The 20455-nt window shown below is 65.9% G+C and carries 22 protein-coding genes and 1 tRNA gene; 17 read left to right on the plus strand and 6 right to left on the minus strand.

What is annotated here, in order from left to right:
• The first annotated feature begins 29 nt into the window (after positions 1-29).
• The 7 genes from ACP97_RS13260 to ACP97_RS13290 all read left to right on the plus strand — a co-directional run bounded on the left by ACP97_RS13260 (position 30) and on the right by ACP97_RS13290 (position 5887).
• Positions 30-449, plus strand: a complete 420-nt coding sequence (locus ACP97_RS13260) for a NusA-like transcription termination signal-binding factor (RefSeq protein WP_049998515.1) — start codon at positions 30-32, stop codon at positions 447-449.
• 304 nt (positions 450-753) lie between these two features.
• Positions 754-1182, plus strand: coding sequence for a 30S ribosomal protein S12 (locus ACP97_RS13265; protein WP_049998269.1), 429 nt, complete (start codon positions 754-756; stop codon positions 1180-1182).
• Entirely contained in the window at positions 1179-1790 is a 612-nt protein-coding gene (locus ACP97_RS13270; RefSeq protein WP_049998270.1) for a 30S ribosomal protein S7, read from the plus strand. Before ACP97_RS13265 ends, ACP97_RS13270 begins: the two co-directional genes overlap by 4 nt.
• 303 nt (positions 1791-2093) lie before the next feature.
• Complete coding sequence (locus ACP97_RS20190) at positions 2094-2771, plus strand: DUF6230 family protein (RefSeq protein WP_049998271.1); 678 nt, start codon at positions 2094-2096, stop codon at positions 2769-2771.
• A 45-nt stretch (positions 2772-2816) separates the two neighbouring features.
• Positions 2817-4811 carry a DUF6114 domain-containing protein gene (locus ACP97_RS13280; protein ID WP_049998516.1) on the plus strand — a complete coding sequence of 665 codons (1995 nt, stop codon included), beginning with the start codon at positions 2817-2819 and terminating at the stop codon, positions 4809-4811.
• Positions 4808-5182, plus strand: coding sequence for a DUF6114 domain-containing protein (locus ACP97_RS13285; protein ID WP_049998272.1), 375 nt, complete (start codon positions 4808-4810; stop codon positions 5180-5182). The genes ACP97_RS13280 and ACP97_RS13285 overlap by 4 nt, the downstream gene beginning before the upstream one ends.
• Before the next feature lie 180 nt (positions 5183-5362).
• Entirely contained in the window at positions 5363-5887 is a 525-nt protein-coding gene (locus ACP97_RS13290) for a hypothetical protein (RefSeq protein WP_049998273.1), read from the plus strand.
• Positions 5888-5898: 11 nt separating this feature from the next.
• Here ACP97_RS13290 and ACP97_RS13295 read toward each other — a convergent pair whose 3' ends face one another.
• Entirely contained in the window at positions 5899-6648 is a 750-nt protein-coding gene (locus ACP97_RS13295; protein ID WP_049998274.1) for a DUF5781 family protein, read from the minus strand.
• 135 nt (positions 6649-6783) lie between these two features.
• Between ACP97_RS13295 and ACP97_RS13300 the strand changes: the two genes are divergently transcribed.
• A complete protein-coding gene (locus tag ACP97_RS13300) occupies positions 6784-8970 on the plus strand; it encodes an elongation factor EF-2 (RefSeq protein WP_049998275.1) in 2187 nt (728 codons plus the stop codon).
• Between the two features lie 261 nt (positions 8971-9231).
• Here ACP97_RS13300 and ACP97_RS13305 read toward each other — a convergent pair whose 3' ends face one another.
• Positions 9232-9450, minus strand: coding sequence for a hypothetical protein (locus ACP97_RS13305; protein WP_049998276.1), 219 nt, complete (start codon positions 9448-9450; stop codon positions 9232-9234).
• A 122-nt stretch (positions 9451-9572) separates the two neighbouring features.
• On the opposite strand from ACP97_RS13305, the gene ACP97_RS13310 reads away from it, so the two are divergent.
• The 8 genes from ACP97_RS13310 to ACP97_RS13345 all read left to right on the plus strand — a co-directional run bounded on the left by ACP97_RS13310 (position 9573) and on the right by ACP97_RS13345 (position 14225).
• The gene (locus ACP97_RS13310; protein ID WP_049998277.1) at positions 9573-10100 is read left to right on the plus strand and encodes an amino acid-binding protein; all 528 of its coding nucleotides are present in this window, start codon (positions 9573-9575) and stop codon (positions 10098-10100) included.
• Positions 10097-11047: a homoserine dehydrogenase gene (locus ACP97_RS13315; protein ID WP_049998278.1), complete on the plus strand. Its 951-nt coding sequence runs from the start codon at positions 10097-10099 to the stop codon at positions 11045-11047. The genes ACP97_RS13310 and ACP97_RS13315 overlap by 4 nt, the downstream gene beginning before the upstream one ends.
• Before the next feature lie 132 nt (positions 11048-11179).
• Positions 11180-12445, plus strand: a complete 1266-nt coding sequence (gene tuf / locus ACP97_RS13320; protein WP_049998279.1) for a translation elongation factor EF-1 subunit alpha — start codon at positions 11180-11182, stop codon at positions 12443-12445.
• Complete coding sequence (gene rpsJ / locus ACP97_RS13325) at positions 12442-12753, plus strand: 30S ribosomal protein S10 (protein WP_202593623.1); 312 nt, start codon at positions 12442-12444, stop codon at positions 12751-12753. Before tuf ends, rpsJ begins: the two co-directional genes overlap by 4 nt.
• A 52-nt stretch (positions 12754-12805) precedes the next feature.
• Positions 12806-13414, plus strand: coding sequence for a rhomboid family intramembrane serine protease (locus tag ACP97_RS13330; RefSeq protein WP_049998281.1), 609 nt, complete (start codon positions 12806-12808; stop codon positions 13412-13414).
• A gap of 9 nt (positions 13415-13423) precedes the next feature.
• A tRNA-Ala gene (locus ACP97_RS13335) sits at positions 13424-13495 on the plus strand.
• Between the two features lie 131 nt (positions 13496-13626).
• Positions 13627-13908 carry a hypothetical protein gene (locus ACP97_RS13340; protein WP_049998282.1) on the plus strand — a complete coding sequence of 94 codons (282 nt, stop codon included), beginning with the start codon at positions 13627-13629 and terminating at the stop codon, positions 13906-13908.
• 50 nt (positions 13909-13958) lie between these two features.
• Positions 13959-14225 (plus strand): DUF5827 family protein, encoded by a 267-nt coding sequence (locus tag ACP97_RS13345; RefSeq protein WP_049998283.1) that lies wholly within the window; start codon positions 13959-13961, stop codon positions 14223-14225.
• A gap of 4 nt (positions 14226-14229) precedes the next feature.
• Here ACP97_RS13345 and surE read toward each other — a convergent pair whose 3' ends face one another.
• The 4 genes from surE to ACP97_RS13365 form a co-directional block, all read right to left on the minus strand.
• The gene (gene surE, locus ACP97_RS13350) at positions 14230-15024 is read right to left on the minus strand and encodes a 5'/3'-nucleotidase SurE (RefSeq protein WP_049998284.1); all 795 of its coding nucleotides are present in this window, start codon (positions 15022-15024) and stop codon (positions 14230-14232) included.
• 71 nt (positions 15025-15095) lie between these two features.
• Positions 15096-16493 carry a small ribosomal subunit Rsm22 family protein gene (locus ACP97_RS13355; RefSeq protein ID WP_049998285.1) on the minus strand — a complete coding sequence of 466 codons (1398 nt, stop codon included), beginning with the start codon at positions 16491-16493 and terminating at the stop codon, positions 15096-15098.
• Positions 16490-17224 (minus strand): prephenate dehydrogenase/arogenate dehydrogenase family protein, encoded by a 735-nt coding sequence (locus ACP97_RS13360; RefSeq protein ID WP_049998286.1) that lies wholly within the window; start codon positions 17222-17224, stop codon positions 16490-16492. Before ACP97_RS13360 ends, ACP97_RS13355 begins: the two co-directional genes overlap by 4 nt.
• A 48-nt stretch (positions 17225-17272) precedes the next feature.
• A complete protein-coding gene (locus tag ACP97_RS13365; protein WP_049998287.1) occupies positions 17273-18430 on the minus strand; it encodes a M24 family metallopeptidase in 1158 nt (385 codons plus the stop codon).
• 81 nt (positions 18431-18511) lie between these two features.
• On the opposite strand from ACP97_RS13365, the gene ACP97_RS13370 reads away from it, so the two are divergent.
• Positions 18512-20359, plus strand: coding sequence for a glycoside hydrolase family 15 protein (locus ACP97_RS13370; RefSeq protein ID WP_049998288.1), 1848 nt, complete (start codon positions 18512-18514; stop codon positions 20357-20359).
• Positions 20360-20455: the final 96 nt, after the last annotated feature.

Genomic DNA, 20455 nt, shown 5'->3' on the forward strand with positions numbered 1-20455 from the left:
GCGTTTCGACTGCGAACACCTCACTCATCATGCGTGTCACGCTTTCGGATACCGCACTCCGCCACATCGCCCTGTTCGAGGATGTGACGGGTGCGAACGCCGTCGACTGTCTCGTCGGCGACGGGCGCGTCTGCTTTCTGGTGGCCGCCGGCGAGATGGGCGACGCCATCGGTCCCGACGGGACGACCGTCGCACAGGTCGAAGAGCGACTCGACAAGCGCGTTTCGCTCGTCGAGCACGCCGACACGCCCGAGTTGTTCGTCGCCAACGCCCTCGCACCCGCGGTGGTGCACAACGTGACCATCAGCGAGAACGCTTCGACCGTGGCCTACGCCGAGGTCGATCGGGCCGACACCGGCGTCGCCATCGGACGAAACGGGGAGACCATCGAGACCGCTCGCCGGCTGGCGGAGCGTCATTTCGACATCGACGACATCGAACTGGCCTGAATCGAACGGTCTCGATCTTCGTTTGAAACCTGCTGTCGGCGTCGTGTTCGATGCTACCGCAACGCTGCGAAAGCCGACGACAATGAGAAACCGCCACCGTACTGCACGGCCCACATTCCTCCCCAACCGATTCGCTCACTTGCTGCGCTCGTTCGCTCGTCCCTCGCGCGTTCTCCGGCCTGCGGCCGGATTCATCGCGCACCACCACCGTTGTGACGAACGACAGACGTGATTCGGAAGGCGTCCATTCTCAGAGCAGCCCGAAACGGGAGGCATAAGTATGCCCATCGGATAAACAGGGCATATGGCCAACGGCAAGTACGCAGCGCGGAAACTCAAAAAGGACCGCCAGAACCATCGGTGGTCCGACTCGAAGTACGCCCGTCGCGCCCGCGGGCTGAAGGAGAAGACCGACGCGCTCGAAGGCGCGCCACAGGGCCGGGGCATCGTCCTCGAAAAAGTGGGCATCGAAGCCAAACAGCCCAACTCGGCGATCCGCAAGTGCGTCCGGGTCCAGCTCATCAAGAACGGCAAGCAGGTCACCGCCTTCTGTCCCGGTGACGGCGCGATCTCGTTCATCGACGAGCACGACGAGGTCACCATCGCCGGCATCGGCGGCGCGAAGGGTCGTGCGATGGGCGACCTCTCGGCGGTGAACTACAAGGTCGAGAAGGTCAACGGTGTGTCGCTCATCGAATTGGTCAGAGGGAACGCGGAGAAACCCGTCCGATGAGCGAATCGGAAGCTCCCGAACCCGACCAGCCCGCCGGCGGCGAGGAAGCCACCGGTGCGAAGCTGTTCGAGCGCTGGGACGTGACCGGGATCGAGTACGCCGACCCATCCACCGAGCGCTACATCACCGTCACTCCGGTCGAGCACACGATGGGTCGCCACGCGGGCAAGCAGTTCCAGAAGAGCGAGGTCTCCATCGTCGAGCGGCTCATCAACCGGCTGATGCAGACCGACGAGAACACGGGCAAGAAACAGCAGGCCACGCGCATCGTCCGCAACGCCTTCGACCTCGTCGCCGAGCGCACCGACGAGAACCCGGTGCAGGTGCTCGTCACCGCCGTCGAGAACGCCGCCCCGCGCGAGGAGACCGTCCGGCTGAAGTACGGCGGGATTTCGGTCCCGCAGGCCGTCGACGTGGCTCCTCAGCGCCGGGTCGACCAAGCGCTGATGTTCCTCGCCAAGGGCACCCACGCTGCCTCGTTCAAGTCGCCCACGGACGCCCACGAGGCGCTCGCCGACCAGCTCACGGGTGCGGCGAACTACGACGTCCAGACGTACGCCATCAACCAGAAAGAGGAAAAAGAGCGCGTCGCGGCCGCCGCGCGCTGACCGTTCGGACTCTTCGTTTTCGTTTTATTCCGTTCCATCGCGCTCGACGGCCTCCGAATCAGCAGTGACGACTATTATATAAATCGCCGTGTATAGCGGGGGGAACAGTCACAGGCATGGGTACAGTTGGTACGGGTGTCATGGACGGTGTCGTAGCGCGGGGCGTCGACGCGACGCAGGGACCACCACGCGGACGTCTCGTCGGGGTCGGCGTGCGTGGCGAGCCACCGATGGCGGTGGCGGATCGAGGTCGACACCGTTCGGACGAGCGCACTCGACGGTACACGACAGGAATGATACACAATGTACGATAAGAAAGTCTTGGCGAAGGGGACGGCGGTCTCGTTCGGCGTCGTCGCGCTCGTGGCGATGCTCATCGTGAGCAGCGGTATGGCCTTTGCCGCACCGCTCAGCGGCATCGGTGGGTTCACCATCAACGCCGACGAACTCCGGGGCGACGACCTGTACCTCTATCCGGGCGTGAGCGACACGAGCGAGCGCGAGGGCATCCCGGTGGCGACCGCGGAGTTCTCCGCGGTCGAGATCGACGGTCTCGAACTCACGAAGTCCTTCGAGGACATCCCGGCCATCGGCGGCAACGCGCGGGTCGTGATCACGAGCACGGATACGGTGACGGCCGACTCGCTACTAGTGAAACAGAGCAAGCTCACGGCCGACAGTTCGACGTTCAACGGGCTGCTGATCGACGAGGAGAACGCCGATCGGCCGAGCGACCAGTTCAAGCAGGTCGCTCCCTCGACGGCCGAGCAGCGCACCGAGGGTGTCGACGCGGGCCAGCCGCCGAAGACCCTCGACCTCTCGAACGCCTCGAACCCGGGCATCGTCCTGCAGAACGCGTCGATTCAGGCCCACTACCAGGCCGTGAACGAGATCTCGATTCCGGGCATCACGCTCGCCACCGAGTACGACGCCAACGGTGACGGCGACTACACCGACGACGGCGACGTCACGTTGAGCTAACGACGGTCGATACGTTTTTCCACCACGACACACAGAATGGTCGAAATGACACGCTCCGGGTCGTCGGGCGACGGGACGGTTGGCAAGCGACGCGCCCGATTCGATCGCTGGCGCAGCGGCCGGCCGTTCGCCGGCGGCGCGCTGTTGGTGCTGGCCTCGCTCGTTATCGCGTGGATCCCCATCAACATCGCGCCCGACACCATCCTGATCGGCGAGACGCTCTCGCCCATCGGGCTGTTGTTCGCCGCGCTGGTCTTTCTGTGTGGCATCTTCGCGCTCACGCGACCCGGCAACGCGGACATCTTCGGGATCTTCGGCGTGCTGTTCTCGATATTCTCGCTGTACGGCGCGCTGGGCGGGCTCGGAATCGGCCTCGTGCTCGGCATCATTGGCGGCGTCCTCTGTTATGCGTGGCGCGACGAGGACGACGGCGAGGGTGGCTCGGGCGGCCGCGAAACAACCGAGAGCGACTTCGATTTCGCCAGCGAGGACGATTCCGAAGAGGACGACTCGGGCGGGCTGTTCGGCACGCGCTCGCGCGCACAGCGTACGGTGAGCGTCGACGGAGGCGATGCAGGCGAACGAACCGCGTCGGTCGCTCTCTTGCTCGTTTCGGTGGTGGTCCTCAGCGTGTTCGCCCATCCGCTGATGGCCGCAGCGGCCCGCGACTTTCCCGAACAGGAGAGCATCGACGGGACCGTCGTCGTCGCCGAGGAGTTCTCGGGCAGCGGGTTCAACCACGAGAACGTCACGACCGACAGCTCGAACCGTGAGAGCGTCCCGGCGGGTCAGTTCTCGTTCGAGAGCGACGTGAACATAGAGGGGATGACGGTGTACAAGAACTTCCGTGGCGGCCCGGATGGGGCCTCGCATCTCACCATCAAGGGGTCGTCGGCGTCGGCTCCCGATGGTCTGTCACTGACGGCCTCGGAGGCGTACTTCGGCCGGCTGGGTATCGGCAAGGACCCGGTGGTCATCCCGGCGGCGCGAAAGAAGTGGTCGACGTGTCCCGGCGAGGATTTCCTGTTCTCGGTCGGTGATCTCGGACCGCTGCCCGGCCCGCCCATCGATTCGAGCAAGGTGGTGACGAACACGCATCAACTGTCCGCATCGACGATCACCATCGAGGACCTCGAACTCACGATGCAGGGCGGGACGAAGTCGACGAGCGTCTCGGGAACGCCCGAGTGTACCAAGAACCCGGTCGAACCGGTGCTCGACCTGTTCACCGCAAACGCGCTCGCGCTGCTGACCGACGAGGGTGTCGTCAGCCCGAACGTGACGACAAACAACGTCACGGTCGGCGAGTTCGCGGCCCCCGCCACGGTCGAACGCAACGAGACCTACGACGTGAACGCGACCGTGACGAACGCGGGCTACATCGAGGACGAGACGACCGTCACGTACCGCCGCGCCGGCGAGACGCTGGCCCGGCAGAACGTCACGCTCGATCCCGACAACGAGACGACCGTCTCGTTCGAGGACCTCGGTACGGAGGACCTGAGCGCGGGCGAGTACGAACACGCCATCACGGCCGGCGAGAACGACGCCACCGGCACGCTCACGATAACCGAATCGAACACCACGGCCAACGCGACGAACACCACGGCCAACGCGACGACCGCGTCCACCAACGCGACGAACGCCACCGGTCCGACGAACGCCTCGACCGACGCGACGAACGCCTCCGCCAACACCACGAACGAATCGGCCGACGGGGCCGATACGAACGAGACGGACACGCCGACCGCCGACGCCACCGAGACGACGTCGACGGGCGAGCAGACGACCACGGCATCGGCCGAAACGGCGGCCGAGGCGTCGTCCGACGAAACCGCGTCGGCGACCACGACGGCTGCAACCCCGTCGCCGACGGCGACCGAATCGCCGAGCACGACCACGGAAACCGCTACCGCCGAAGCGTCGGGGGCCGAGACCACGACGACTTCCGAACCGACGACCACGACCGCTCCGCAGACCACCACGAACGGTTCGTCGCTCCTCGGAACCGTGGTGAGCGCCGTTTCGGGTCGAGAATGAGCACCGAACGACTGGGGCTGTCGGTCCATCGGGCACGGTTCGGCGAGTGGCGGGCATCGCGACCGTTTCTTGGCGGTGCGTTGCTGGCGCTCGGCGGCGTCATCGTCGCACTCGTGCTGATATTCTCCGCGGGCATCACGTTCGCACGGGCCAACCCGTCGGCGCTCGCGCTCGTCGCGGCCGTGTCGACCTTTCTCTGTGGCGTCTTCGCGCTCTCCCGGCCCACGCTTTCGGGAGTGCTCGGCGTCGCCGGCGTCGTCTCGGTTGTCGTCTCGCTGGTCGGCACGCCGTTCGGGGCCGTCCTCGGCGTGGTGTGCTCGATTCTCGGCGGCAACCTCTGCTATGCGTGGCAACCCGGAACGGATGGCTAGTACCGTTCGACAGCGAAATCACATCTGCCGCGGTTCGAAAAGCCGGGATAGGAATCGAATCAGCTCGTGCAACGGTGTTCGGTCGTTCGTCCGACAGTATAAATCCTCACGCCCCAGAGCACGACCGATGCCAGCGCCGGGTACGTCCCGTCCTCGGTCGCCTGTCCGTCGGGTGGAGCGATGAGCGACGATGACGACGGCTTCGTTTTCGGCGACGACGATGACGGATCGCTGTTCGGCTCGGTGGATAGCCTCGAACGTGGTTCCGAGCGGCGTTTCGGGACGGACGACTCCGATTCCGCCGCTGCCGGCCGGTCAGTCTTCGAGGGAACCACTGCAATGGTCGCGGCGGTCGTGGTGGTCGTCGTACTGGTCGCCGTCGGGACGGTGGCTTATCCGCTCGTACTGGACGCGCTCGATACCGGCGGAGCGACCGACGGGCGTGCGCCGAGCGACGGCGATTCGGCCGGCGTTTCGACGCCGGCGACGCCGACCGAACCGCCGGTGACGAAGATCGTGATGACTGTCACCGAGTCGGCGGCCGCTCCAGAATCCGGCCAGGCGACGACTTCGGGGACGACGCGGTCAGAGCGAACGGCGAGTTCGAATGCCGAACCCACTCCTACCGAACGACCGACCGCCTCGGCCGAGGAGTTCCCGGCCGGCGAATCGGCCGACGGGACCGACACGGCCGATGGCGCGTAGCGCGTCGGTCGTCAGTCGGCGGCGTAGCCGGTTCGAAGGACGTACTCGCGGGTCGCGTCGACGAGTGCTTTCCGGTACTGGCTCTCGTCGGGATCGGCGACGAGTTCCCGAAAGCGGTGTTTGAACGCCGCGAGGTCGGTTCCCGGAGCGTCGTCGGCGGCGGCGTGGGCGAGGTCGTAGAGGCGGTGGTCGCTCCCGATGCAGTCGTGGCGTTCGAGAAGGGCGAGCGCGAAGGCCGCGTTGACGGCCGTGATTTCGGGGTCCGACGCGGGCGTCAGCCGCGTCCAGCGCGGTGGGTCCACCGGCCTGTCGGCGAGCGCGCCGGCGAGGCTCGATTCGAGAAAGGCGATCAGTCTCGTCGCCGGTCCGACCCGCAGCGTGATGTCGTCGGCGTAGATGTCCTTCATGTGGTTCGCTATCTGATGACAGTGAACGAGTTGCCGGCGCTCGACCGAGTGACCCGCGAGCGCGAGCGAGAGCGCCTCCTCGGTCGACTGGATGTGTGAGGGATGGGATTGCTCGTACCGGCGCATGTGTGAATACTCGTGCAGCGCGAGCGAACGCGCCATCGCGCTGGTCGCGGCCTGTCGGGAGATGTTCAGCACGTGGCGGTCGTCGTAGTGGGCGCTCCACGTCCGCGAGTCGGGATCCGTGCGGACGTGGACGTGAACCGGGAGCGCGAGGTCGTGTTCGGTCTCGAAGAGGTCCCGTGCCCCGAGGAACGGTTCGGTCGGGCCGGGCGAATGCACGCGAACATCCATGTGTTCGTTTAACAGGGGCGGGAGGGTATGATTCTTGTGCCGGCACGACTCCGGTCGACGACTGGTCCGTGTCGCTGCTGTCCGCTCCGGCGAAACAGCACCCTTTTGACCCTCCTTCCGGTACGAATTGCCATAATGGGCCGACGTAAGAAGATCGTTCAGGAATGCGAGCGGCTGATGGACAATCCGGAGAACATCCGGAACATCGCCATCGCCGCACATATCGACCACGGCAAGACCACCCTCACCGACAACCTGCTCGCGGGCGCGGGCATGATCTCCTCGGACCTCGCCGGCGAGCAGTTGGCGATGGACACCGAAGAGGACGAGCAGGAACGCGGTATCACCATCGACGCGGCGAACGTCTCGATGACCCACGAGTATCAGGACACCAACCACCTCATCAACCTCATCGACACGCCGGGTCACGTGGACTTCGGTGGCGACGTCACGCGGGCGATGCGGGCGGTCGACGGCGCGCTGGTGGTCGTCGATGCGGTCGAGGGGACGATGCCCCAGACCGAGACCGTGGTACGGCAGGCGCTGCGAGAAGGTGTCAAACCTGCGCTGTTCATCAACAAGGTCGATCGCCTGATCAACGAACTCCAAGAGGGGCCCGAGGAGATGCAGGAGCGCCTGCAAACCGTGATCGGCGACGTCAACGAACTCATCCGCGGGATGGCCGAGGACAAGTACGAAAACGAGGGTTGGAAGGTCTCCGTACAGGACGGCACTGTGGCCTTCGGGTCGGCGCTCTACAACTGGGCGACCAGCCTGCCCCAGATGCAGGAGACGGGCATCGACTTCGCCGACATCATCGAGTACAACCGGAACGACAACATCGACGAACTCCGCGAGCACTCGCCGCTCTCGAACGTCGTCCTCGACATGGTCGCCGAACACTTCCCGAACCCCGTCAAGGCCCAGCCCGAGCGGGTGCCCACCGTCTGGCGTGGCGACGACACCACCGAACTCGCCGAGGGGATGCGCCTCGTCGACGACGAGGGTGATGTCGTCTTCATGGTGACCGACATCGGTATCGATCCCCACGCCGGCGAGATCGCCACCGGACGCCTGTTTTCCGGGACTCTCGAACGCGGACAGGACCTCTACGTCTCGGGGACTGCGGGGCAAAACCGCATCCAGTCGGTGGGTATCTTCATGGGTGGCGAGCGCGAGGAGGTCGAGCGCGTTCCCGCGGGGAACATCGCCGCCGTCACCGGGCTTCGGGACGCGATCGCCGGTTCCACAGTGTCGTCGGTCGAGATGACGCCGTTCGAGTCCATCGAGCACATCTCCGAACCGGTCATCACGAAATCCGTCGAGGCACAGAACATGGACGACCTGCCGAAGCTCATCAAGACCCTCCAGCAGGTCTCGAAAGAAGACCCCACGATTCGAGTGGAGATCAACGAGGACACCGGCGAGCACCTGATCTCGGGACAGGGCGAACTCCACCTCGAAGTCATCACCCAGCGCATCGAGCGCAATCAGGGCATCCCCGTGACGACTGGTGAACCGATCGTCGTCTTCCGCGAGGCCGTCCAGGAACCCTCCGAGACGGTCGAAGGCCAGTCGCCGAACCGTCACAACCGCTTTTACCTGACCGTTGAACCGCTCCCGGAGGACGTCGTCGAGACGCTCAAACGCGGCGAAGCGTCGATGGACATGCCCGAAACCGAACGCCGCGAGGCGCTTCAGGAAGCCGGCATGGACAAGGACACCTCCCAGAACGTCGAGACTATCCACGGCACCAACATCCTCATCGACGACACGAAGGGCATCCAGCACCTCAACGAGACGATGGAACTCGTCGTCGAGGGCTGGGAAGAGGCGCTCGACGACGGTCCCCTCGCCGCCGAACCCGTTCAGGGGACCATCATCCGTCTCGAAGACGCCCGCCTGCACGAGGACGCCATCCACCGCGGTCCGGCGCAGGTCATCCCGGCGGTCCGACAGGCCGTCCACGGCGCGCTCATCGACGGCCGTATCTCGATGCTCGAACCGATCCAGAACGTGCGTATCGACGTTCCCTCCGAACACATGGGTCCCGCTTCCGGCGAGATCCAGGGCCGCCGTGGCCGCGTCGACGACATGTATCAAGAGGGCGATCTGATGGTCGTCGAGGGCGTCGCGCCGGTCGACGAGATGATCGGCTTTGCTTCCGACATCCGCTCGGCCACCGAGGGCCGTGCCTCGTGGAACACCGAGAACGCCGGCTTCCAGGTGATGGCCGACAACCTCCAGCCCGACACGATCATGGAGATCCGCGAGCGCAAGGGCATGAAGCTCGAACTGCCCGCGAGCGTCGATTACTTCTAAAACCTCCACTTTTTTACTCGTCGGGTGCGCTCGCTTTGCTCGCGCACCACTCCTCGCAAAAACCTGGACTAAAAACTTCCGCTCGCAAACCACGCGAGCGGTGAACCGCGCTCACTTCGCTCGCGCGGACAATTCCTACCACAACCCGCACAGCACCGCAGAAGCCCTCACTCCCGATGGTCGTTCGCCCTTCATCCGCCAGGTTCCGCAAACCACTCACCACCGCCGCTACCGCGGCCGCACCGCAGCCGCGGTGGCGACTCAAAACGGCAGATAGCGGTCGTAGAGATCGTCTATCTGGTGGTTGATGTCGTCGCCGTCCTGTGACCCCCACGGGTTGCGCGAGAAGTAGTACATGCTGGCGAGGATCACGCCGATGGTGACGGCGAACCGCGGCACGGCGGCGCTGAGGACGAACGCCGAGAGACCGGCTATCAGCCCGGAAACGAGGACGTCCACGATCTGGTGGGCGACGGACATGCGGTCGGTAGCGCCGGCACGGGCCTAAACGGTTCGGACGCGAGCGAAATGTGGGTGTTTATCACCGCCGCTGTGTGACCCTTGGGCATGTATCGAGCAGAGGGGCGAACGGAGGTGGGTCGATGAGCGACCCATCGGCGTCGCTCTCGACCTATACTGTTCGACTCGAACTCGTCGACGAACCCGGCGAGTTGCTCCGCGCGCTCGACCCGATCGCCGACAACGGCGGCAACCTCCTCTCGATCTTCCACGAGCGCGGCTCGCTCACTCCCAGAGGCCACATCCCCGTCGAGGTCGATCTGGAGGCGACGCCCGAGCGCTTCGAAACCATCGTCGCGGCCCTGCGCGAGGCGGGCGTGAACGTCATCCGGGCCGGCGCGGAGCGCTACGGCGAGGAACTCACGGTCATCCTCGTCGGCGATCTCGTCGAGACCGACCTCTCGGATACCCTCTCGCGCGTCGAGTGTGCGAGTGCCTCCGTGGCCGACGTCGCGCTCTCGGCACCCGATGGGACCGACGAGCCGTCGAGCGCGCGACTCCGACTGGCGACCGAGACCGGCCAGCGCGAGCGCGCGCTCGACACCGTTCGGACGGTTGCCGACGAGAAGGACCTCCACCTCGTCGAACCGCTGGCGGGAGGTGACCGATGAACCTCGCCGTCGTCGGTTGCGGTGCGGTCGGGCGCGCGGTCTGTGAACTCGCCGGAAGCTACGGCCATCGCGTGACCGCGCTCGCCGACTCGACGAGCGCGGTCGTGGCTGCGGATGACATCGACGTCGAGGCTGCTCTCGACCGGAAATCAGAGGATGGAACCGTCGGCTCGGGCGACCCAGACGAGGTACTCGCCAGCGACTACGACGTGCTCGTCGAGGCCACGCCGACGACGCTCGGCGACGCCGAACCCGGTTTCAGTCACGTGAAACGCGCGCTCGCCCGCGACGCCCACGTCGTGCTGGCGAACAAGGGCCCGGTCGCCGAGCGCTACGGCGACCTTCGTGCCGCAGAGCGCGATAGTGCTGGTACTGTGCTGTTCGAGGCGACCGTCGGCGGGGCGATTCCGGTGCTCTCGACGGTCGCCGACCTCGGTGCCGAGGACGTGACGGCGGTCCGTGGCGTTCTGAACGGGACGGCGAACTTCATCCTCTCGCGGATGAGCGCCGAGGGCCTCGATTACGAGCACGTGCTCGCTGAGGCGCAGGATTTGGGAGTCGCCGAAGCCGACCCGGCCTTCGACGTCGAGGGCACCGACGCCGCGCTCAAGTGCGTCATCCTCGCGAACGTGCTCGGCGACGGCGACGTGACTCTCGCCGACGCGCAGGTCGAGGGGATCACCCGACTCACGCCGAGCGCGCTCGACTTGGCGAGTGAGGACGGTCGCACGGTGCGCCTCGTCGGCGAAGTCACCGACGGTGACCCTCCGACTGTGCGCGTCGGCCCGCGACTCGTCCCCGAGCACGGCACGCTCGCGGTGACGGGCACCCAGAACATCGTCCAGTTGGAGACGCGCCACGCCGGGCAGTTGAACCTCAGCGGGCGCGGTGCGGGTGGGCGGGCGACGGCGTCGGCGGTGCTCGCGGACGTCGGTCGACTCTCCTGAGCCGAGGCCGAAACCGTCGGCATTCGGGTCGAATCGGCCGTGTTCGCCCGATTCGCTGCGTGCAGTATCGTAATCGTTTTAACCGAAACCACAGTAACCATCCGACATAGCGCCACTGCGCGTGAGACACCAATGGCAGACAAACCACACCAGAACTTGGCCGTCATCGGCCACGTCGACCACGGAAAGAGCACGCTCGTCGGACGACTCCTCTACGAGACGGGGAACGTTCCCGAGCACGTCATCGAACAGCACAAAGAGGAAGCCGAAGAACAGGGCAAGGGTGGCTTCGAGTTCGCCTACGTGATGGACAACCTCGCCGAGGAGCGAGAGCGCGGTGTCACCATCGACATCGCCCACCAAGAGTTCGACACGGACGAATACTACTTCACCATCGTCGACACCCCTGGTCACCGCGACTTCGTGAAGAACATGATCACGGGCGCGAGCCAGGCCGACAACGCCGTGCTCGTCGTCGCCGCCGACGACGGCGTCCAGCCCCAGACACAGGAGCACGTCTTCCTCGCTCGAACCCTCGGGATCAACGAACTCATCGTCGCGGTCAACAAGATGGACCTGGTCGACTACCAGGAGAGCCGCTACGAGGAGGCCGTCGAGGAGGTCAAGGGTCTGCTCGGGCAGGTCAACTTCGACACTGACGACGCGAGCTTCATCCCCGTCTCGGCGTTCGAGGGCGACAACATCGCCGAGGAAAGCGAGAACACCGACTGGTACGACGAGGAAACGGTACTGGAGGCACTCAACGACCTCCCCGAGCCGCAACCGCCGACGGACGCCCCTCTGCGACTGCCGATTCAGGACGTCTACACCATCTCGGGCATCGGTACTGTGCCGGTCGGCCGTGTCGAAACCGGCGTTCTCGCGACCGGCGACAACGTCTCCTTCCAGCCCAGCGACGTGGGCGGCGAGGTCAAGACCGTCGAGATGCACCACGAGGAGGTTCCCCAGGCCGAACCGGGCGACAACGTCGGCTTCAACGTCCGCGGCATCGGCAAGGACGACATCCGCCGCGGTGACGTCTGTGGACCGGCCGACGACCCGCCGACGGTCGCCGAGACCTTCCAGGCACAGGTCGTCGTGATGCAGCACCCGAGCGTCATCACGTCGGGTTACACACCGGTGTTCCACGCCCACACGACGCAGGTCGCCTGCACGATCGAGTCGATCGACTCGAAGATCGACCCGGCCAGCGGCGAGGTCGACGAGGAGAACCCCGACTTCATCCAGTCGGGTGACGCTGCCGTCGTCACCGTGCGCCCGCAGAAACCGCTCAGCATCGAGCCGTCGAGCGAGATCCCCGAACTCGGGAGCTTCGCCATCCGCGACATGGGTCAGACCATCGCTGCCGGCAAAGTGCTCTCGGTCGACGAAGCATAATGCAGCAAGCGCGCGTCCGCCTCGCCGGCACCAGCCCCGAGGACTTGGACGACATCTGCGACGATGTCCGCGAGATCGCCACCAAGACCGGTGTCAATCTCAGCGGGCCGATCCCGCTGCCGACGAAGGAACTCGAAGTTCCGTCCCGAAAATCGCCCGACGGCGAGGGGACCGCGACGTGGGAGCACTGGGAGATGCGCGTCCACAAGCGGCTCATCGACCTCGACGCCGACGAGCGCGCGCTCCGCCAGCTCATGCGCATCCAGGTGCCAAACGACGTCAGTATCGAGATCGTCCTCGAAGACTGAGCGGCTCGATTTTCACCCCTAACGCTTTCAATCGTGAGCGACGAGTCGGTGTATGGGTCGTCTCGCCGGTAGCCCGACCGTCCAGACGCTTGCGGTGATGGCGGTCGTCTTTCTCGCCCAGCAGGTGGTCGGACTGGTCGGCGCGATGGGGTTTTTCTTCGTGCTCGGGCCAAGCGTGCCGCTCCGGCCGTGGGCGCTCGTGACGAGCGTTTACGCGCACGGTAGCCTCGCCCACCTTTTGGGGAACGCTACGATGCTCGTCCTCGTGGGGTTGATCGTCGAATCGTTTACCTCGAACGTTCGCTATCACGCCTTCTTCGTTGCGACCGGTGTGCTCGCCGGGCTTGCTCAGGTCACGCTGGTGCCGGGAAGCCGGGTGCTCGGCGCGAGCGGTGCGATCTTCGCCTTTCTGGGCTATCTCGTCGCCGCCAACCCGGTGTCGAGTTCGATGCTCGACGGGCTTCGACTGAGCCGGCGCGCCCAGTTGGCGATATTCGCCGTGCTCGCGGTCGCGGTCACGGCGTTGACTGGTGCGCCGGGCGTGGCGCTCGTGGCACACTTCACCGGGTTCTTGCTGGGATTGCTCGCCGGTCGTCTCGGCGTCTTAGCGACCGGACGGCGGCGCGGACAAACACAACATACAAGCGGGCCGCCCGGGTAGAGTCAATGTGGGCTCGTAGATCAGTGGCAGATCGTCTCCTTCGCAAGGAGAAGGCCTCGGGTTCGAATCCCGACGAGTCCATCCTACTTTTTGTGCGGCTTCGCTCGTCTTCGACTCGCTCAGCCGAGCAAAAACGTAGTGAAAAACCGCACCGCTCGCCCGCCGCCACTCCAAACCGCGAAAAATAATATTCCGGACGACACAGTATCGATATGGTGTCTGCAGAGCTGGTATTTCTCGCAGCGACGGCGGTCCAAATCGTCTTCACGCTGCCCGTGCTCTTCGACAGAGGATCGACCGTGCCGCGCGAGACAAGCGTGCCGACGGCGTTCGTCTGGTTCGTCTACGCGGCCACCTACGTCACGATCTCGTTCCCGTTGGCGGCGGTTGCGAGCGCGCTCGGCGGTGCGCTGTGGGTGGTCGTCGCCCTCTTTCGTGGTCGCCCGTCGAAACAGGACCTCGACTACGCCATCGACGATCTGTTTTCGGAATGAGCCGGTCGAGAGACCGTCGGGGATTTAGGCCGCTTCGACCTATCGACCCCATGCCGCGTCCGAAATCCTCCTTCGATCGCCTGCGCCCCTTCCAGTTCCGCCAGCCGGACGAGGTGCTCGACCCCGACACGATGTACACGGTGTACGAGATCGCCCGCCTCCTCCAGGGACTCGACCCCGACACCGAACTCGACGTCGAGACCGAGTCCATTTTGCTCGACTGGGCGATTCCGTGGCTGGTGAAGAACTCCGATGCGCTCTGTTTCGGCGACCCCGCAAGCGACGACGAACCCGGTCACTACGGGCTGCTCGACTGAGCGATCACCGACGCGACGGCTGCTCGCCGTACGATTCGGCGAGCACGTCGAGCGCGTCGTGGCGTTCGGTCGTGTGCGGGGCGGTCAGCGGCGAGACGCTGACGCGACCCTCGAAGACTGCCCGGCGGTCGCTTCCCTCTGGATCGGGGATCTCGCCGTCGGCCATGCGCCCCCAGATGCGGTCTCTGAGCGTGAGTCCCTCCTCGCCAGCCACGGCGGTCATCTCGTAGACTTTGGAGGGATGGGTGATCTCCATACCGGCGCGTTCGTCCCCGTTGACCTCCGGAACCGGTGCGTTGACGTTCAGGTAATCCGCTTGCTCGAAGATGCCGTCGCCGAGCGCGTTCCCGACGAGGTGGGTCGTCGCGCGGACGGCCTCGTCGTACTCGCCTTCGCGGGCGGCGTACTCCCGGAAGTCGACGTCGCCACCCGGGATGTAGAGCGAGACGGCGATCGCCGGCACGTCGAAGAAGGTCGCCTCGACGGCGGCGCTGATGGTGCCCGAGCGCCCGAGAACGTATTCGCCGAGGTTCGCGCCCTGATTGCAGCCAGAGACCACGAGGTCGACGTCCTCACAGAGCGAGCCGAGACCTGCAACCACGCAGTCGGCGGGCGTGCCCCGGACGGCGTGGCCGCGGTCGTGCTCCTCGACGACGACGCGGCTGGAGAGCGTGCGCCCGACGGCGCTCTGGTCCTCGGCGGGTGCGACGACCGTGACCTCGTGGTCGGCGAGCGCATCGGCGAGCACCCCGATTCCCGTGCTCTCGATGCCGTCGTCGTTCGTCAGCAGGATGTGCATACCACGTGTGCGGTGGGCGCTCGCAAAAGCACACCGCTAAGGGCCATCGGCGGGCGAGTCGGGCGAAAGCCTCAGACGGGAATTCGGTCGACGACCGTCTCGTCGTCGACGACGAGATTGTACGATCCCTCGTCGTCGTTCCAGAGCACGAGCACGTTCTCGAATTCGAGGAGTGCGCCGTAGTCGGCGTCCGAAAGCGCCCGATTGAGCGCCGTCTCGCGGGTGAGCACCGCGTAGTGGTCGACCGCCTCGCTGCCGTCGCTGATCTTGAAGAGGGGATTACCATCCGACAGCGAGTGACTGAGTTTCGCGGCGATGCAGTCGACGCGACTGGAGACGTGGCGCTCGCTCTCGGCCATCTTCGCCACCCGGTTCGGGTCGGGTGTGAACTCGATGCGCCGTTTTCCGTCCGTGCGAAGAACCGAGTACGAATACTGGACGTCGACGTTGACGAATGCACTCCCCTCATCGGCGGCCGCGGCGAGGCGGCGCTGGAAGGGCGGCACGTCGAGGTCGCCCTGCACGTCGAACGACCAGCCCCTGTCGGTCGGGACGTGGCCGGGCCAGAGGCGGACGGTCGGTGCGTACGCCGTCGCCGGGCCATCGTCACAGAGCGCGCGCTCGATCTTCCGAAGACCGATCGACGTCTCGCGGTCGGCTGGCGCGACGGCGACGAGCGAGCCGTCGGGCGCAAGCACATCGAGATAGCGCTCCGTGACCCCGACCGGGTCGTCGAGTTCGCTCAGCACGTTCGCCAGCATCACGAGGTCGTATTCGCCGTCGAAACCGAACGCCTCGGCGCTCGTGCGATGAACGGTCGGATGGAAATTCTTTCCAGTAGTATCGAGCAGCGCTTCAAGCACGTCCGCGGCGTCGCTCGGTTCGACCGCATGATACTCACAGAGCGCCTCGTCGGGGAGGAAGTCGGCGAGACCGAGCGCCGGTCCGCCGACGCCAGCGCCCACGTCGAGCACCCGGAGGTGATGGTCGAGCAGGCCGTCACGCGCGAGGTCGGCGAGAACATACTGGATGGTCGCGTAGTAATCGGGAAGGTGGTAGATGGCGTAGGCGAGCGCCGTCTCGCGGTCGTAGTGTACCGACTCGCCGGCGAAATACGATTCCTTGACTTCTCGAATCCGCTCGCGGAGGCGCTCGCCCGACTCGCCCGTCGGCCAGCCGGCCCCGTACTCGTCGACGAGCAGGTCTTCGAGCGCTCTGGCGTGCGGTTCGGGCAGTACTGCGACGCCAGCGAAATCGGTTGTGATTGGCTCCCCGGAGGCGGGCACGAAGGTGCCGTCGTCGCGTTCGACGAGCGCGAGCTCGGGGGCCGACTCGCGGAGCACCTCGCGGACGACGGCGGGATGAGGACGACCGGAAACGTACTCGTGGATCTCCTCGGGATCGATGGGTCGCACCTCTCGGAGGTAGTTCGCGTTCGCGCGGACCGCCGCGCGCTGGTCGTCGTTCATCGCTTCTCGCGCGCCTCACGGTACAGCTCCTCGATTCCTGCCCCGTCGGCATCGGCGATGCGTGCGGCGGCCTCGGCGACCGCCCCCGCACCGTCGAAGCGCTCTTGAATCTCGCCGTAGACTGCCGGCGACCCCGAGAGGACCTGCCCAGCGAGTTCGTCGAGCGGGCCGGAAATCGGGGTGTGAAACTCCTCACGGACGTCTTCGGCGGCGAGCGCGTAGGCGAGCACGGCCGCGTGCGCGCCGGCCTGGACCGTCTCCATCGCCCGATCGTGCTCTGCGGCGCTGGTCTCGAAGAGCGTGTTTTCGGCGGCGAGCGCCGCTCGGATTTCGTCGGTCGCCGGGCCGGCGGCGTCGGCGACCACCGCGATGCGGCCGGGGGCGTTTTCGGGCGCGAAGAGCGGGTGGAGGCTCAGTCGCTCGCGGTCGGGGGCGTGGGTTCCCATTGCAGCGAGCGGTTCGGCCATGCTCCCGGTGACGTCGACCACGGCGCGCTCGGCCCGCGGCGCGTGCTCGGCGATGGCGTCTTCGGCGGCGGACATCGGCACGGCGAAACAGACGGTATCGAACCGCTCGTCGGTATCGAGCGCCGTCGATTTCGCGTCGAGCCGTTCGGCGACCGCCGCGGCTTGCTCGGGGTCGGTGTCGGTGACGGCGATTTCGGTCGTTCCGGCGAGCGCGCGGGCGAACCACTCGCCCATCGTGCCAGCGCCGACGACGAGAAGAGTCATTGAGTGTGTGTTTCGGCGGCGGGCAAAAGCCCCTTCGAGTGGTCCCGACTACTCGACGCGGAGGCGTTTCGGGTAGTCGGTGAGGTTCTCGTAGCCATCCTCCGTGACGAGCACGAAGTCCTCGACGCGCACGCCGCCGACGTCCGGATGGTAGAGACCGGGTTCGATGGTGATGACGTTGCCCGCTTCGAGTTCGCCACCCTCGAAACTCAGGCTCGGCATCTCGTGGACCGCGAGCCCGACGCCGTGACCGGTTCCGTGGATGAAACCCGTCTCGGTCTCGGGGTCGTCCTTGAGTGTCGGCTCGCCGGCATCCTCGTAGACGTCACAGACCGCGTCGTGGACCGCCTCGCCCGTCGCGCCCGGCTCCACCACGTCGAGCGCCGCCTCCAGCGCCTCCTCCGAGAGGTCGTACCACTGCTCCACTCTCTCGCTCGGCTCACCCTTGACGAACGTCCGCGTCATGTCGGCGTGATACCCTGTACTAGTGCTCTGCGGAAAGATGTCGACGATGATAGGTTCGTCGGCGGGGAGGGGACCGCTGCCGTCGTTGTGCGGGTCGGCGGCGTCGGCACCGCCGGCGACGATGGTCTCGCCGGAGGTGTAGCCGTGCTGGAGCAGCGTCGTCTCGACGGCGGTCTTGACGCGCTCGGACGTGAACGGCTCGCCGTCGGTGACGAGCCGGCCGTCCTCGATGTCGGCCCCGTGGATGGCGTTCTCGGCGGCGACCATCGCGCGCTCGTTGACCCGTTGGGCTTCCCGCATCTTCTCGATTTCCTCGTCGGTCTTGACCGCACGGATGTCGACGAGGACGCCGTCTTCCTCGGCGGTCACGTCGACATCCTGCTCGCGGAGTCCGTCGGCGGTCCCGACCGGGAACCGCTCCGGGACGAGCAGCGAGTCGACGTCGTGGTCGTCGAGAAAGCGTCCGAGCATCTCGGTACCTGCCTCGCGCCCGCCGGCGTCGTCAGCGTAGTCGGCGTGCCGAGAGACGGTCGCGGCGCGGCTCTCGGTCTTCGCGCGGCCGTATTCGAGCGCCGACACCAGAAGGTGGGTGTCGCCGTCGTAGAGCGTGACGAAGGGGTCGGGTGCGACGAACCCGGAAAGGTAGCGCTGGTCGGGGTCGTCGGAATCGGCATCGAGTAGATAGCCGTCGGCATCGTACTCGGCGAGTTCCGCGTCGAGCGCGGCGAGGTCCGGATCCATGGCGAAATTTCGACGGTGGCGACCAAAACGATGGCGTCTCGCGGTCGGGAGCGTTATGAGGCCGCCACCGCAGCCCTCCGTATGGATTTCCTCCCTATCGGCGACTACGGCGTCGTCGGCAACCTCGAAACCTGTGCGCTCGTCGGACGCGACGGGACGGTCGACTGGTGGTGTCTCCCCCACGTCGAGTCGTCGAGCGTCTTCGCCGGCATCCTCGACCCGGACGTGGGCGGGCAGTTCACGATTCAGCCCACCGGCGAGTTCGAGAGTGATCAGGAGTACATTGAGCGGACGAACGTGCTCGAAACGGCTTTCACGACCGAATCGGGCACGGCGACTGTCACCGACTTCATGCCGGTCGTCGGCGAGCAACAGACCCTCGACATCGCCGAGAATACCCTCTATCGGCGCGTCGAGTGCGAATCGGGGTCCGTGGAGATCGAGACGACCTTCGCGCCACGCTTCGACTACGCACGCGCCGAGACGACCGTCGAGACGGTCGATGGCGGCGTTCTCGCACACGGCAACGGCGAGGAGCTGTTCTGTCAGAGTGAGGCCACATTCGACATCGAGGACGGGACGGCGACCGGAACGGCCGATCTCGACGAGGGCGACGTTGTCTGGATCATCTGTCAGTACGGCGAGCGCGAGCGCCTTGACCGCAGGGAAGCAGAGGCGATGCGAGAGGCAACCGTCGAGTTCTGGAAGGGTTGGGTCCATCACTGTACGGATTCGGAGCGCTGTCTGTTCTACGGGCCGTGGCACGACCTCGTGATTCGCGCGGAACTCGTACTCAAGATGTTGATGCGCCGCGAGACCAGCGCCATCGCCGCCGCGCCGACGACCTCGCTGCCCGAGGAAATCGGTGGCGAGCGCAACTGGGACTATCGGTTCAACTGGATTCGGGATGCGGCGTTCACCGTGCAGGCGCTCCACGAACTCGGCCACGCCGCGGAGGTCGAGGACTTCTTCGAGGAGTGTCTCGACCGCATCGTCGATGGCGAGTCGGGCCGCGTCGAACAGCCCTTCTACGGGGTCGACGGCGAGGATCTCCCCGACGAGGAGGAACTCGACCACCTCGCCGGCTATCGCCACTCCTCGCCGGTGCGCATCGGCAACGCGGCTGGCGACCAGCGCCAGCTCGACGTCTACGGCGAACTCGTCTTGGCGATTCACGAGACCACCCAGTACGGCGAGACCCTGACCGAGGAGAACTGGGACGTACTCAGGGACGTCATCGACCACGTTTGCGAGGTCTGGGACGAACCGGGCTACGGCATCTGGGAGGACCGGGCCGACCCGAAACAGTTCGTCTACTCGAAGGTGATGTGCTGGGCCGCCATCGACCGGGCGCTGACGATGGCCGCGGCGACCGACTACGAGGCCCCGACCGACGAGTGGGAATCCGTCCGCGGCGACATCGAGGAGCGCGTACTCGACGAGGGCTTCGACGAGGAGATGAACAGCTTCACGCGTTCGTTCGAGACCGACAACGTCGACGCCTCGCTGCTTCGCCTCCCTGTCGTCGGCTTCCTCGAACCGGACGACGACCGCATCGTGGGCACCATCGAGGCGGTCCAAGATCACCTCGCAACCGAGGACGGGCTTGTCTATCGCTACGACACCGACGACGGACTCGACGGCGAGGAGAACCCGTTCGTCCTCTGCTCGTTCTGGTTGGTGGATGCGCTCGCGCTTGCCGGTCGCCGCGAGGAGGCCCGTAACCTCTACGAGGACGTGCTCGAACACGCGACTTCGCTCGGTCTGTTCGCCGAGCAGATCGACGAGGAGACCGGCGAGCAGCGAGGCAATTTCCCGCAGGCGTTCAGCCATCTCGGCCTCATCAACAGCGCCATCTACGTCAGCGAGGGCGCAGACCCCCGGACTCCGACCCCCATCGGCGTCGATGCGCCCGACAGCACCAGCTGAGGCGAGCATTCGAAGCCGGATAGCTGGTGTTTCCCTGGCGGTTGCCGTGGCGCGCGCTCGCGCTCGTGTGTGAGGAACGGCGAGCACTGAGCGCGA

Origin of the sequence: Halococcus sediminicola (genome assembly GCF_000755245.1) — an archaeon.
Taxonomy (GTDB): Archaea; Halobacteriota; Halobacteria; order Halobacteriales; family Halococcaceae; genus Halococcus; species Halococcus sediminicola.

Coding starts and splice junctions, on each gene's coding strand:
- ACP97_RS13315 (WP_049998278.1), top strand. CDS start 10,097: ATGAACCTCGCCGTCGTCGGTTGCGGTGCGGTCGGGCGCGCGGTCTGT.
- ACP97_RS13340 (WP_049998282.1), top strand. CDS start 13,627: ATGGTGTCTGCAGAGCTGGTATTTCTCGCAGCGACGGCGGTCCAAATC.
- surE (WP_049998284.1), bottom strand. CDS start 15,024: ATGCACATCCTGCTGACGAACGACGACGGCATCGAGAGCACGGGAATC.
- ACP97_RS13270 (WP_049998270.1), top strand. CDS start 1,179: ATGAGCGAATCGGAAGCTCCCGAACCCGACCAGCCCGCCGGCGGCGAG.
- ACP97_RS13290 (WP_049998273.1), top strand. CDS start 5,363: ATGAGCGACGATGACGACGGCTTCGTTTTCGGCGACGACGATGACGGA.
- ACP97_RS13260 (WP_049998515.1), top strand. CDS start 30: ATGCGTGTCACGCTTTCGGATACCGCACTCCGCCACATCGCCCTGTTC.
- ACP97_RS13355 (WP_049998285.1), bottom strand. CDS start 16,493: ATGAACGACGACCAGCGCGCGGCGGTCCGCGCGAACGCGAACTACCTC.
- ACP97_RS13305 (WP_049998276.1), bottom strand. CDS start 9,450: ATGTCCGTCGCCCACCAGATCGTGGACGTCCTCGTTTCCGGGCTGATA.
- ACP97_RS13280 (WP_049998516.1), top strand. CDS start 2,817: ATGACACGCTCCGGGTCGTCGGGCGACGGGACGGTTGGCAAGCGACGC.
- ACP97_RS13365 (WP_049998287.1), bottom strand. CDS start 18,430: ATGGATCCGGACCTCGCCGCGCTCGACGCGGAACTCGCCGAGTACGAT.
- ACP97_RS13265 (WP_049998269.1), top strand. CDS start 754: ATGGCCAACGGCAAGTACGCAGCGCGGAAACTCAAAAAGGACCGCCAG.
- ACP97_RS13370 (WP_049998288.1), top strand. CDS start 18,512: ATGGATTTCCTCCCTATCGGCGACTACGGCGTCGTCGGCAACCTCGAA.
- ACP97_RS13310 (WP_049998277.1), top strand. CDS start 9,573: ATGAGCGACCCATCGGCGTCGCTCTCGACCTATACTGTTCGACTCGAA.
- ACP97_RS13360 (WP_049998286.1), bottom strand. CDS start 17,224: ATGACTCTTCTCGTCGTCGGCGCTGGCACGATGGGCGAGTGGTTCGCC.
- ACP97_RS13330 (WP_049998281.1), top strand. CDS start 12,806: ATGGGTCGTCTCGCCGGTAGCCCGACCGTCCAGACGCTTGCGGTGATG.
- ACP97_RS13300 (WP_049998275.1), top strand. CDS start 6,784: ATGGGCCGACGTAAGAAGATCGTTCAGGAATGCGAGCGGCTGATGGAC.
- ACP97_RS20190 (WP_049998271.1), top strand. CDS start 2,094: ATGTACGATAAGAAAGTCTTGGCGAAGGGGACGGCGGTCTCGTTCGGC.
- tuf (WP_049998279.1), top strand. CDS start 11,180: ATGGCAGACAAACCACACCAGAACTTGGCCGTCATCGGCCACGTCGAC.
- ACP97_RS13295 (WP_049998274.1), bottom strand. CDS start 6,648: ATGGATGTTCGCGTGCATTCGCCCGGCCCGACCGAACCGTTCCTCGGG.
- ACP97_RS13345 (WP_049998283.1), top strand. CDS start 13,959: ATGCCGCGTCCGAAATCCTCCTTCGATCGCCTGCGCCCCTTCCAGTTC.
- ACP97_RS13285 (WP_049998272.1), top strand. CDS start 4,808: ATGAGCACCGAACGACTGGGGCTGTCGGTCCATCGGGCACGGTTCGGC.